Origin of the sequence: Streptomyces sp. NPDC014801, assembly GCF_043082085.1 — a bacterium.
Taxonomy (GTDB): Bacteria; Actinomycetota; Actinomycetes; order Streptomycetales; family Streptomycetaceae; genus Streptomyces.
Window position 1 is genome coordinate 129,427 of sequence record NZ_JBIBXG010000005.1, and the last position, 12,538, is coordinate 141,964.

Genomic DNA, 12,538 nt, shown 5'->3' on the forward strand with positions numbered 1-12,538 from the left:
CCGGTTGACCGTGACGCCTTCCGACTTCCCCCACATCAACCGGAGTTGACCTCCAAACATGACGCATGTTCATCTTCCGGCGCGGGGATACCGCCGGTAACATCCGGCCAACCCCACGTCGGCAGGAGCCGCCCATGTCATGGCGCACCCCCCGCAGCACGCTGGACAGACAGAGAACTCCCCGCGGATTCCCCGGGTTCCTGAAGGCCGCCTCCGTATGCGTCCTCGTTGCCGGGCTTTTGTCACCTCTTTCCCCGGCCGTGACGGCGTCGGCCGCCACCACGGCCCCCGACGACCATTGCGGCGGCCAGTGTTCGGACATCCTGCCGCCCGGTGAGAACGGCAACGCCACCCTCGCCCAGATCCTGCTCAACCAGGCCTTCGGCACCCAGCCGAGCCACGCGGAGGACCAGCTCGGCCCGTACGCGAACCTGGCGGCCGGCTACCCCTCGCTGACCACCGACAAGATCAACACCTTCTTCGAGGACGCCTCCTTCGGCGTCCCCGCCGACCAGGTGGCCTCCACCCTCAAGCCGGCCGGCCGCACCGACGTCACGATCGTCCGCGACAAGAAGACCGGCGTGCCGCACATCACCGGCACCACCCGCTACGGCACCGAGTTCGGGGCCGGCTACGCCGCCGCCCAGGACCGGCTGTGGCTGATGGACGTCTTCCGGCACGTCGGACGCGGACAGCTGACCTCCTTCGCCGGCGGCGCCCCCGCCAACCAGGGCCTGGAGCAGCAGTTCTGGCGCAACGCCCCCTACACCGAGGCCGATCTGCAGGCCCAGATCGACCGCGCGGTCGCCACCGCCGGCGACCGCGGCCGGCAGGCCCTCGCCGACGTCGACGCCTACCTCGCCGGCGTCAACGCCTACATCGACGCCTCCGACGGCGGCCGCTACTTCCCCGGCGAGTACGTCCTGACCGGCCACAAGGACTCCCTCACCAACGCCGGCACGATCGAGCACTTCAAGGTCACCGACCTGGTCGCGCTCGCCTCGGTGGTCGGCGCCCTGTTCGGCTCCGGCGGCGGGGGCGAGGTGAACAACGCGCTCTCCCTGCTCGCCGCCCAGCAGAAGTACGGCGTGGCCGAGGGCACCAAGGTCTGGGAGTCCTTCCGCGAGCGCAACGACCCCGAGGCGGTCCTCACCCTCCACGACGGTCAGCGCTTCCCGTACGCCACCCGGCCCGACGACCCCCGGGGCGAGGCGCTGCCCGACCCCGGCTCGGTCACCGAGGAACCGCTCGTCTTCGACCGCACCGGCAGCGCGGCCACCGCCGCCGCGAACACCACCTCGAAGACGGCCGCGAGCAGCGCCCTCACCTCCGCCCGGCGCGGCATGTCCAACGCGCTCGTCGTCAGCGGCGCGCACACCGCGAGCGGCCACCCGGTCGCCGTGTTCGGCCCGCAGACCGGCTACTTCGCGCCCCAGCTGCTCATGCTCCAGGAGATCCAGGGCCCCGGCCTGAGCGCCCGCGGCGCCTCCTTCGCCGGCCTGAGCATGTACGTCGAACTCGGCCGCGGCCAGGACTACGCCTGGAGCGCCACCACGTCCGGGCAGGACATCATCGACACCTACGCCGTCGAGCTGTGCCAGGACGACCACCACTACCTCTACCGCGGCACCTGCACGCCGATGGAGCAGATCGAGCGGAAGAACGCCTGGAAACCGACGGTCGCCGACGGCACCGCCGCCGGGTCGTACACGATGCGGGTGTGGCGCACCGCCTACGGTCCCGTGGAGTACCGGGCCACCGTCGGCGGCAAGAAGGTCGCCTACACCACGCTGCGCTCGTCCTTCCTGCACGAGGCCGACTCCATCATCGGCTTCCAGATGCTCAACGACCCCGGCTACGTCAAGGGCCCGCAGGACTTCCAGAGCGCGGTGCAGCACATCAACTACACCTTCAACTGGTTCTACGCCGACGCGTCGCACACCGCGTACTACAACAGCGGCGACAACCCGGTGCGCGCGAGCGGCGTCGACGCCGAGTTCCCGGTGTGGGCGCAGCCGGCCTACGAGTGGCGCGGCTGGGACCCGGCGGCCAACACCGCCGACTACACGCCGCCCTCCGCGCACCCGAACTCCGTCGACCAGGACTACTACATCTCCTGGAACAACAAGCAGGCCGAGGAGTACGCGGCCGCGCCCTGGGGCGAGGGGTCCGTGCACCGCGGGAACCTGCTGGAGGACCGGGTGCGCAAGCTGGTCGCGGCCGGCGGCGTCACCCGCGCCTCCCTGACCCGGGCGATGGCCGAGGCGGGCCTGACCGACCTGCGCGCCGAGGACGTCGTACCGGACCTGCTGAAGGTGATCGGCAGCGCCCCGGTGTCCGACCCGGCGGCCGCCGGGGCCGTGGAGAAGCTGCGGAACTGGCTGGCCTCGGGCGCCCGGCGCACCGAGACCTCGGCCGGGTCGAAGACGTACGCCGACGCCGACGCGATCCGCATCCTGGACGCCTGGTGGCCGCTGCTGGTCGAGGCCGAGTTCGAACCGGGCCTCGGCAGCGACCTGTACACCGCCTTCACCCGCAACCTGCCGATCGACGAGGCCCCCTCGGCCGGTCACGGCCCCACCGGGGCGCACGCCGGAAGCTCCTTCCAGTACGGCTGGTGGAGCTATGTCGACAAGGACATCCGCGCGGTGCTCGGTGAGCCGGTGCGCGGCCCGCTGGCACGCACCTACTGCGGCGGCGGCAGCCCGGGCGCCTGCCGGGACCTGCTCCTGGGCACGCTGAAGGAGGCCGCGGCCAAGACCGCCGCCCAGGTCTACCCGGGCGACGACCAGTGCTCGGCGGGCGACCAGTGGTGCGCGGACTCGATCGTCCAGCGCACCCTGGGCGGCATCAAGCACGGAAAGATCGGCTGGCAGAACCGGCCGACCTACCAGCAGGTCGTGGAGTTCACCTCACACCGCTGAGGCTCAGGCGGCGGGCCGGGCGATCCGGCCCGCCGCCACCACGACCCGGGCCAGCTCGGGGTGCAGGATGTCGCCGTGCGCCCCGGCCGGCGGGCCGCCGCGGCAGACCACCGCCGACGCGTCCACGTTCACGCAGCCCGATGTGGGCAGCGGCCCGCGCAGCGCCTCCGCGAGCGTCATCGCGCGCGTGCCGGGCACCGCCTGCACCCCGTCGTGGCCCATCGCGCCCCACTTCGCCCCGAGCAGCTGCCCGAGGCCGAACTCCTCCACCGCCCCCTGCGCGTCGCCCGCCATCCGCGACGCCAGCGGGTAGAAGGTGCCGAGCGCCGTGTCGTGCCGGGAGTGGCAGCACACCAGCGGCCCGTCCACCCGGTGCTGCTGCCCCTGCAGCACCCCGCCCGCGCGCGGGTCGTACGGCAGCCGGGAGGCGAACGCGTAGTGCGAGAAGGCGCCCTGCAGCAAGGTCACCGAGGCCACCGTCCGCACCCCCTCGGGCAGCCCGCGCAGCGCGAACGACACCAGCCGGCCGCCGAAGCTGTGCCCCACCAGGTGCACCCGCACCCCGGGCACGGCGGCGGCCAGCTGCCCGACGACCCGGCCCAGCCCGCGCTCGCCGACCGTCCCCGCGCGCCGCTTCATCGCGTAGTACGTCGCCTGCCGCAGCAGTTCGTGCGCCCCGTCCCAGGGGTTGGGCAGCGAGAACCCCTCGGCGCCCTCCGCCTGCGCGAGCGCCGCCGCGAACTCGGCGCACACCTCGGCCGCCGGCCGGGTGAACATCGCCGGCTCGTCCTGCGGCACGCCTTCTGCCACCGTGTCGGCGGCGAACAGCGCCTGCGGACCGGGGGCCACGACCTCCACCAGCAGCCGCACCAGCCGGCCGAACTCGGCCAGCTCGGCCTCCTGGCCGGGCTGCTGCTCCAGCAGCCGCGCGAGCTGCTCCACGATCGGCGCCCGCCCGGGGAAGGACTCCAGCAGCGCGTGCCGGGTGTCCTTGTCCAGCGCCGGGCGGCGCGCCGGCTCCGCGGCCACCGACCGGGGGAAGTCGGGGATCGGCTCGTCGGAGAACCGCATCGACGGCCAGATCACGCCCACGTACCCGATCCGCGCGCCCGGCGCGAGGCCCGGGAAGGGCGCGAAGAAGCGGCTGTAGAGCCGGGTGGCGCCCGACCGGTCGCTGTTCCAGCCGTGGGCGAAGACCACGAGGTCGCGGACCTGACGCGCGGCCACCTCGGCCGTCAGCCGGTCCCGTTCCGCGCGGTCGACGTCGCCGTCCGCGTCGAAGGTCAGCTCCCAGTAGGGCGTCACACTCATCGCCGGCTCTGCCATGACGGACTCCTTCGTCCCCCCATGCGCTGCGCGTTGTGGCGCATCGTCCTGCGAACGGGGGGAGTTGGCCATACGTCACGTCGGCACCGGCACGACGGGCCGGCCGGCGGCGGAGCACCCACCGCCTTCCGGCCGGGAGCCGGTCGGCGGTGGGGCGCCTGCCGCCTTCGCGCCGGGCGCCGGTCAGCGGTAGAGCAGGTACCGCTCCCGCACCCGCCGGAAGGCCGCCAGCTCGTCCTGCCAGCCCGCCACCACCTCGTCCGGGCCGGCGCCCGCGTCGATCGCGGTGCGCACCCGGGTGGAACCGGTCAGCTTGTCGATCCAGTTGTCGGAGCGCCAGGCGAAGCCGCTCCAGACCCGCTTGGCGGTCACCAGCAGCCCGATCCCGGTGCGGACCGGGTCGAACGCCGCCCGGTCGTGCACATGGATCTGCACGCCGCCGATCGTCCTGCCCTGGAACTTGGAGAACGTCGGCGCGAAGTACGCCTCGCGGAAGCGCACCCCGGGCAGCTCCAGCGCGTTCGCGGCCTCGGCCCAGCGCCCGTCGAGGCCGTCGGCGCCGAGCAGTTCGAAGGGGCGGGTGGTGCCGCGGCCCTCGGAGAGGTTGGTGCCCTCGAACAGGCAGGTCCCGGAGTACACCAGCGCGGTGTCGGCGGTCGGCATGTTGGGGCTCGGCGGCACCCAGGGCAGCCCCGAGGCGTCGAAGAACTCCGTCCGCTTCCAGCCGGTCATCGTCACCGTCTCCAGCGGCACCGGCGTGCCCAGGAACTCCCCGTTGAACAGCCGGGCGAGCTCCGCGACGGTCATCCCGTGCGCCTGCGCGATCGGCTTGCGCCCGACGAAGGTCGCGAACTCCGGGTGCAGCACGGGACCCAGCGCCGCGCGCCCGGTGACCGGGTTGGGCCGGTCCAGCACGACGAACCGCTTGCCCGCGAGCGCCGCCGCCTCCATGCAGTCGTACAGGGTCCAGATGTAGGTGTAGAAGCGCGCGCCCACGTCCTGGATGTCGAAGACGACGGTGTCCACGCCGGAGGCGGTGAAGACGTCGGCGAGCGGCTGCCCGCTCTTGAGGTAGGTGTCGTAGACGGGCAGCCCGGTGGCCGGGTCGTCGTAGCGGCCCTCGGAACCTCCGGCCTGCGCGGTGCCGCGGAAGCCGTGCTCCGGGCCGAAGACGGCCCGCAGGTCCACCCGCGGGTCGGCGTGCAGCACGTCGACGATGTGGCGGACGTCCCGGGTCACGCCGGTGGGGTTGGTGACGATCCCGACGCGCCGCCCGTCCAGCAGGGCGTAGCCGTCGTCGGCGAGGCGCTCGAAGCCCGTGCGCAGCCGGCGGCCGCCGCCCGGCGGGGCCGCCTGCGCCGGGGCCGCCGACGCCGCCACCGCGGCGGCGCTCGCGAGCACGCTTCGTCTGGACAGCTTCATACGACGACCTCCGTGATCCCGGCGTGTCATGCCCACGCACGCTAGCGCCCCGGCGGCCCGCGAGGAACGAGGCGGACCGGAACAGGTCTTCCGCAGGTACATACCGACTGGTTAGTGTGGCCGTTCACAAGGCGGGAGCCGTTTCGCGTCGCGTCGCGTCGAAGGAGACCGATGGTGGAAGCCGTGCAAGGTGCTGGAGTGGTCGTCACCGGGGCCGGAGGAGGGATCGGCGCCGCCCTGGCCCGCCGTTTCGCCGCCGAAGGGGCCCGCGTCGTCGTCAACGACCTGGACGCCGCCAAGGCGGAGGCCGTCGCCGGCGAGATCGGCGCCACCGCCGTCCCCGGCGACGCCTCCGCGATCGTCGAGCAGGCCCTGGACGCGCTCGGCGGCACCGTCGACGTCTACTGCGCCAACGCCGGCGTCGGCTCCGGCGGCTCCGAGGCGGCCGAGGAGAGCGTCTGGGAGCTCGCCTGGGACGTCAACGTCATGGCACACGTCCGCGCGGCCCGCGCGCTGCTCCCCGGCTGGCTGGAGCGCGGCAGCGGCCGCTTCGTCTCCACCGTCTCCGCCGCCGGACTGCTCACCATGATCGGCGCCGCCCCGTACAGCGTCACCAAGCACGGCGCCTACGCCTTCGCCGAGTGGCTCTCCCTGACCTACCGGCACCGCGGCATCAAGGTGCACGCCATCTGCCCGCAGGGCGTGCGCACCGACATGCTCGCCGCCACCGGCAGCGCCGGCGACCTCGTCCTCAAGCCGACCGCGATCGAACCGGACGACGTCGCCGACGCCCTGTTCAAGGGCATGGCGGAGGACCGCTTCCTGATCCTGCCGCACCCCGAGGTCGCCGCCTACTACCAGGCCCGGGCCGGCGACCCCGACCACTGGCTGACCGCCATGAACCACCTGCAGCGCAAGTGGGAGGCGGCGCAGTGACCGAGTCGCGGTACGCGGCCAAGCCCTGGCTGGCCCTCCTCACCGACGCCCAGAAGGCCCCGGTCCGGCCCGCCGACTCCCTGGTGCACGCCCTGCGCCGGGCCGTCGCCGAGGCCCCCGAGCGCACCTTCCTCGCCTACTTCGACGGCCGCCTCACCTACCGCGAGGCCGACCGGCTCAGCGACTCGGTGGCCGGGCACCTCGCCGCGCGCGGCCTGCGGCGCGGCGACCGGGTCGCGGTCGTCCTGCAGAACTCCCCGCACTTCGTGCTCGCCGTGCTCGGCGCCTGGAAGGCCGGCGCGACCGTCGTCCCCGTCAACCCGATGTACAAGTCGGGCGAGGTCTCCCACGTCCTGCGGGACGCCGAGGTGACGGCCCTGGTGTGCACGGACCGCGCGTGGGAGGAGTACCTGCGCGACACGGCCGCCGACTCGCCGGTGCGGATCGCGCTGACGGCGTGCGAGCTGGACTTCCAGACCGAGAACGACGCGCGCGTGCTGTCTTTCGCACGGCTCCCGCAGGCCCCGGACGCCGACGACCTGACCGCCGTCGCCCGCGCCGGCCACCCGGCGCCCGACGGCCGCGACCCCGTGCCCGGCGACATCGCGCTGATCAGCTACACCTCGGGCACCAGCGGCACCCCCAAGGGCGCCACCAACACGCACGGCAACATCATGTACAACGCCGAGCGGCAGAGCACCGGGCTCGGGCTGCCCGAGGCGCCCGTCTACTTCGCGCTCGCCCCGCTGTTCCACATCACCGGGATGGTCTGCCAGTTCGGCGCCTGCCTGAACAGCGCCGGCACGCTGGTGCTGGCCTACCGCTTCGAGGCGGGCGTCGTCCTCGACGCGTTCGCCGCGCACCGCCCGCACTACACCGTCGGCCCGTCCACCGCCTTCATGGCGCTGGCCGCCCACCCGTCCTGCACCCGGGACCACTTCGCGTCCTTCACCGTCATCTCCTCCGGCGGCGCGCCGCTGCCCCCGGCGCTGGTGGAGAAGTTCCGGGCCGGCTTCGGGCCGTACATCCGCAACGGCTACGGCCTCACCGAGTGCACCGCGCCCTGCGCCTCCGTGCCGCCCCACCTCCAGGCGCCCGTCGACCCGGCCTCCGGCACCCTCGCGGTCGGCGTGCCCGGCCCCGACACCGTCGTGCGGATCGTCGACGAGCAGGGCGCCGAGGTGCCCTTCGGCGAACAGGGCGAGATCGCGGTGCGGGGCCCGCAGGTGGTCCCCGGCTACTGGCGCCGCCCCGACGCCACCGCCGAGACCTTCCCCGACGGGGAGCTGCGCACCGGCGACATCGGCTTCATGGACGAGCAGGGCTGGCTGTACGTCGTCGACCGCAAGAAGGACATGATCAACGCGTCCGGTTTCAAGGTGTGGCCGCGCGAGGTCGAGGACGTGCTCTACACCCACCCGGCGGTGCGCGAGGCCGCCGTGGTCGGCGTGCCCGACGGCTACCGAGGGGAGACCGTACGGGCCTACATCAGCCTGCGGCCGGGCGCCGAGACGGACCCGGGTGAACTCGCCGCGTACTGCAAGGAGAGACTGGCCGCCTACAAATACCCTCGGCAGGTCGAGATCCTGCCCGACTTGCCCAAGACGGCAAGTGGGAAGATCCTCCGTCGGGAACTGCGTTCCCGCGCGCGAGACAGCGAGTAGACACAACGGAAAGGCAGGTGGCGGCAGTGCCCAGGACGACGGACAAAGACGGCACCCCGGTGCCGCAGCGGCTCCTGGCCGCCGCCACCCGGCTCTTCGCCGAGCAGGGCTACGACCGCACCTCGGTGCAGGAGATCGTGGAGGCGGCCGGCGTCACCAAGGGGGCGCTGTACCACTACTTCGGCTCCAAGGACGACCTCCTGCACGAGGTGTACGCCCGCGTGCTGCGCCTCCAGCAGGAGCGCCTCGACCACTTCGCCGGCATGGACGCGCCGGTGGAGCAGCGGCTGCGGGACGCGGCGGCGGACGTGGTGGTGACCACCATCGACAACCTCGACGACACGTCGATCTTCTTCCGGTCCATGCACCACCTCAGCCCGGAGAAGAACAAGCAGGTGCGCGCCGAACGCCGCCGCTACCACGAGCGCTTCCGCGCGCTGATCGAGGAGGGCCAGCAGGCGGGCGTGTTCTCCACGGCCACCCCGGCCGACCTCGTCGTGGACTACCACTTCGGCTCGGTGCACCACCTGCCGACCTGGTACCGGACGGACGGGCCGCTCAAGCCGCAGGAGGTCGCCGACCACCTGGCCGACCTGCTGCTGCGGGCCCTGCGTCCCTAGGGGGTGTCTCGTCCCCTGGACCGGCGGCCCGCGGCCACGGGCCCTGCGCCGGAGGGCCGGCCGCGGGCGGCTAGGGTGCCGCGTCCGCGAGCCGGCCGCCCGGCACCGCGGGCGCCGCGCCCCCGAGCGGGACGGGCGTCGTGGGCGCCGCCGCCGTGAGCCCACCCGGCGTCGCCGGTGCCGCCGCCGTGAGGTGCCGGGCGAGGGCGGCCGCCGCCGGGTTGCGCGGCGCCGGTCCGCGCCCGGCCAGCACGACCGTACGGCCGGGCTCGGGCTGCCGTACCCGCACACAGGGCAGTCCGGCCCGCTCGCCGATGGCGCGGGGCACGAAGGCGACCCCGATCCCGGCCCGCACCAGATCCACCAGCAGCCCGATCTGGGTGACGTCACAGGTGATACGGCGCTGCAGGCCGCAGTGGGCCGCCAGGCGCCGTACGGCCGTCTCCAGGCCCGTCCCGGCGCGGAAGTCGACGAACGGCTCGTCCGCGAGGTCCTTGATGAGCGTGCGACCGGCGCGGGCCAGCGGATGGCCCGGCGCGGTGATCAGCACCAGCTCCTCCTGCCAGGTGGCGTACCCGTGCAGCCCCTCGGGCACCTCGCGCGCGTCCGGGGCGAGGAAGGCCAGGTCCAGCTCGCCGGCCCGCAGCGCGTCGGTGAGTTCGCCGACGGGCGCGTCCCGGACGGACACCTGGACGCCGGGGAACCGCTGGTGGAACGAGGCCAGTTCGGCGGGCAGGTCGACGCAGGTCAGCGTCTGGATGGTGCCGACGGACACCCGGCCCGTGGCCAGCCCCGTCACGGCGGCCACCGCGTCGCGCGCGGCCTCGGCGCCGGCGAGCAGGGCGCGGGCCTGGGGGAGGAGGGCCCGGCCGGCCTCCGTGAGCACCACCCGGCGGCCCGTCCGCTCGAACAGGTCGGCGCCCAGCTCCCGTTCGAGGTTCCGGATCGAGGTGCTGAGCGCCGACTGCACGATGAGCTCGGCCCGGGCGGCCGCGGTGAAGCTGCCCTCGGTCACGACCGCCATGAAGTGGCGGAGCTGGCGGATCTCCATCCATCTATTCTAGAGATGATCGCCAGCGAAGCCATCTGTTGGACCGGTCGGAGGCCTGCGCGCCACGCTGGACGCATGACACGCAGACCCTCGCTTCTGACCCGGTTCCTGACGTTCCTCCAGGCCCTCGCGCGCGAGGACCACCACTACTCCGGCGGCTACTAGAGGTACTTCTTCAGCTCCCGGCGGGCCAGCGAGCGCTGGTGCACCTCGTCGGGGCCGTCGGCCAGCATCAGGGTGCGGGCGCCGGCGTACAGCTCGGCCAGCGGGAAGTCCTGGCTCACCCCGCCCGCGCCGTGCAGCTGGATCGCCCGGTCCAGGATGCCGACCACCGCGCGCGGTGTGGCGATCTTGATGGCCTGAATCTCCGTGTGGGCACCCTTGTTGCCGACGGTGTCCATCAGCCAGGCCGTCTTCAGCACCAGCAGCCGCAACTGCTCCACCGTCACCCGGGCGTCGGCGATCCAGTTCTGCACCACACCCTGCTGGGCCAGCGCCTTGCCGAACGCGGTGCGGGACACGGCCCGCTTGCACATCAGCTCGATGGCCCGCTCGGCCATGCCGATCAGCCGCATGCAGTGGTGGATCCGGCCGGGGCCGAGCCGGGCCTGGGCGATGGCGAAACCGCCGCCCTCCTCGCCGATCAGGTTCGTCACCGGCACGCGCGCGTGGTCGAAGATCACCTCGGCGTGGCCGCCGTGGTAGTGGTCCTCGTAGCCGAAGACCTGCATCGCGCGCTTGACCGTGACGCCGGGGGTGTCGCGCGGGACCAGGACCATGGACTGCTGGCGGCGGATGTCCGCGCCGTCCGGGTCGGTCTTGCCCATCACGATGAAGATCTTGCAGTTCGGGTCCATCGCGCCGGAGATGTACCACTTGCGGCCGGTGATGACGTACTCGTCGCCGTCCCGCTCGATGTGCGTGGTGATGTTGGTGGCGTCCGAGGAGGCCACCTCCGGCTCGGTCATCGCGAACGCCGAGCGGATCTCCCCCGCGAGCAGCGGCTCCAGCCACTGCTTCTTCTGCTGCTCGTCGCCGAACTGCGCGAGCACCTCCATGTTGCCGGTGTCCGGCGCGGAGCAGTTCAGCGCGGTGGGCGCGAGCTGCGGGGAGCGGCCGGTGATCTCGGCGAGCGGCGCGTACTGCAGGTTGGTCAGGCCGGCGCCGTACTCCTCGTCGGGCAGGAAGAGGTTCCACAGGCCCTGGCGGCGGGCCTCGGCCTTGAGGTCCTCGACGACCTGCGGGGTGTCCCACGGCGAGGCGAGGGCGGCCCGCTGCTCCTCGGCCACCGCCTCGGCCGGGTAGACGTACTCGTCCATGAAGGCGAGCAGCTTGGCGCGCAGTTCCTCGGTGCGTGCGTCGAACGCGAAGTCCATGGCCTACTCACCCTCCTGAAGGGTCGTCAGTCCGTGCTCGATGAAGACCGGGACCAGCTCGCCGATGCGGTCGAAGCCGCGGCCGACGGTCTGGCCCAGGGTGTAGCGGTAGTGGATGCCCTCCAGGATCACGGCGAGCTTGAACCAGGCGAACGCCGTGTACCAGGCCACCGCCGTCACGTCGCGCCCCGAGCGCGCGGCGTACCGCTCGATCAGCTCCCGCGGCGCCGGGTGGCCCGGGGCCTGGGCCGTGGTCGAGACGGGGGAGTCGGGCATGCCGAGCGGCCGGCTGTACATCACCAGCAGCCCGAGGTCGGTGAGCGGGTCGCCGAGCGTGGACATCTCCCAGTCCAGCACGGCCTTGATCTGGTCGTCGTCGCCGATCAGGACGTTGTCCAGCCGGTAGTCGCCGTGCACGATCGCCGCGGCGGGGGAGGAAGGCAGCTCCCGGCCGAGCGCGGCGTGCAGCTCGTCGATGCCGGGCAGCTCGCGGTTGCGGGAGGCGTCCAGCTGCTTGCCCCAGCGGCGCAGCTGCCGGTCCAGGAAGCCCTCCGGGCGGCCGAAGTCGCCGAGCCCGACCTCCTCCGGGTCGACGGCGTGCAGGTCCACGAGCGTGTCCACGAGCGACAGCACCGCCTGCCGGGTGCGCTCCGGGCCGAGCGGGGCGAGCTGCTCGGCGGTGCGGTACGGGGTGCCCTCGACGAACTCCATGACGTAGAAGGGCGCGCCGAGCACCTCCTCGTCCTCGCACAGCAGCAGGGTCCGCGGCACCGGCACGTTCGTCGGGTGCAGGGCGCTGATCACGCGGTGCTCGCGCTTCATGTCGTGCGCGGTCGCCAGGACGTGGCCGAGCGGGGGCCGGCGCACGACCCAGCGCCGGGTGCCGTCCCCGACCAGGTAGGTGAGATTCGACCGTCCGCCCTCGACCAGCCGGCCGGTCAGGGGACCGGTCACCAGGCCGGGCCGCTCGCGCTCCAGCAGGGCGCGCAGCCGGTCGAGATCGAGTCCGGGCGGGTGGTCGGGGCTCATCGTCGCTCCTACAGCAGTGAAGGGACTCCCGGAGACGGGACTCCCCCCATCATGCTGACCGGTCGGTATGTAGTCCAGTGCCGGGGCGGAACGTGATCGGTGCCACGATAGTCAACGGACCGTGACAGCGCGCCACGCACGCGTGCACCGGCGTCTCGCAAGGGCCGGCCACGCAGGCGCGGACGGCGTC

Annotated in this window: 9 protein-coding genes; 4 read left to right on the forward strand and 5 right to left on the reverse strand. The window is 73.1% G+C overall.

Features of this window, described 5'->3' with window-relative positions; translation table 11 throughout:
- Positions 1 to 134 precede the first annotated feature (134 nt).
- Positions 135 to 2,924, forward strand: a complete 2,790-nt coding sequence (locus ACF1AL_RS12925) for a penicillin acylase family protein (protein WP_391825932.1) — start codon at positions 135 to 137, stop codon at positions 2,922 to 2,924.
- 3 nt (positions 2,925 to 2,927) lie between these two features.
- Here the strand turns inward: ACF1AL_RS12925 and ACF1AL_RS12930 are convergent, their stop codons facing one another.
- Positions 2,928 to 4,250 carry a serine-threonine protein kinase gene (locus ACF1AL_RS12930; RefSeq protein WP_391660696.1) on the reverse strand — a complete coding sequence of 441 codons (1,323 nt, stop codon included), beginning with the start codon at positions 4,248 to 4,250 and terminating at the stop codon, positions 2,928 to 2,930.
- A gap of 183 nt (positions 4,251 to 4,433) precedes the next feature.
- Positions 4,434 to 5,672 carry an exo-beta-N-acetylmuramidase NamZ domain-containing protein gene (locus ACF1AL_RS12935; RefSeq protein WP_391821313.1) on the reverse strand — a complete coding sequence of 413 codons (1,239 nt, stop codon included), beginning with the start codon at positions 5,670 to 5,672 and terminating at the stop codon, positions 4,434 to 4,436.
- A gap of 171 nt (positions 5,673 to 5,843) precedes the next feature.
- Here ACF1AL_RS12935 and ACF1AL_RS12940 point away from each other — a divergent pair, with 171 nt between their 5' ends.
- From ACF1AL_RS12940 to ACF1AL_RS12950, 3 genes are read left to right on the forward strand one after another with little or no spacing between them, the layout of a single operon-like run.
- A complete protein-coding gene (locus ACF1AL_RS12940; protein WP_366836203.1) occupies positions 5,844 to 6,608 on the forward strand; it encodes an SDR family oxidoreductase in 765 nt (254 codons plus the stop codon).
- Positions 6,605 to 8,272 carry a class I adenylate-forming enzyme family protein gene (locus tag ACF1AL_RS12945; protein WP_391780558.1) on the forward strand — a complete coding sequence of 556 codons (1,668 nt, stop codon included), beginning with the start codon at positions 6,605 to 6,607 and terminating at the stop codon, positions 8,270 to 8,272. The genes ACF1AL_RS12940 and ACF1AL_RS12945 overlap by 4 nt, the downstream gene beginning before the upstream one ends.
- A 26-nt stretch (positions 8,273 to 8,298) precedes the next feature.
- Entirely contained in the window at positions 8,299 to 8,892 is a 594-nt protein-coding gene (locus ACF1AL_RS12950) for a TetR/AcrR family transcriptional regulator (RefSeq protein ID WP_366836201.1), read from the forward strand.
- Positions 8,893 to 8,962: 70 nt separating this feature from the next.
- Here ACF1AL_RS12950 and ACF1AL_RS12955 read toward each other — a convergent pair whose 3' ends face one another.
- The 3 genes from ACF1AL_RS12955 to ACF1AL_RS12965 form a co-directional block, all read right to left on the reverse strand.
- A complete protein-coding gene (locus tag ACF1AL_RS12955) occupies positions 8,963 to 9,943 on the reverse strand; it encodes a LysR family transcriptional regulator (protein ID WP_391821314.1) in 981 nt (326 codons plus the stop codon).
- 161 nt (positions 9,944 to 10,104) lie between these two features.
- Entirely contained in the window at positions 10,105 to 11,319 is a 1,215-nt protein-coding gene (locus ACF1AL_RS12960) for an acyl-CoA dehydrogenase (RefSeq protein WP_391660701.1), read from the reverse strand.
- 3 nt (positions 11,320 to 11,322) lie between these two features.
- Complete coding sequence (locus ACF1AL_RS12965; RefSeq protein ID WP_384207762.1) at positions 11,323 to 12,348, reverse strand: phosphotransferase family protein; 1,026 nt, start codon at positions 12,346 to 12,348, stop codon at positions 11,323 to 11,325.
- Positions 12,349 to 12,538 lie beyond the last annotated feature (190 nt).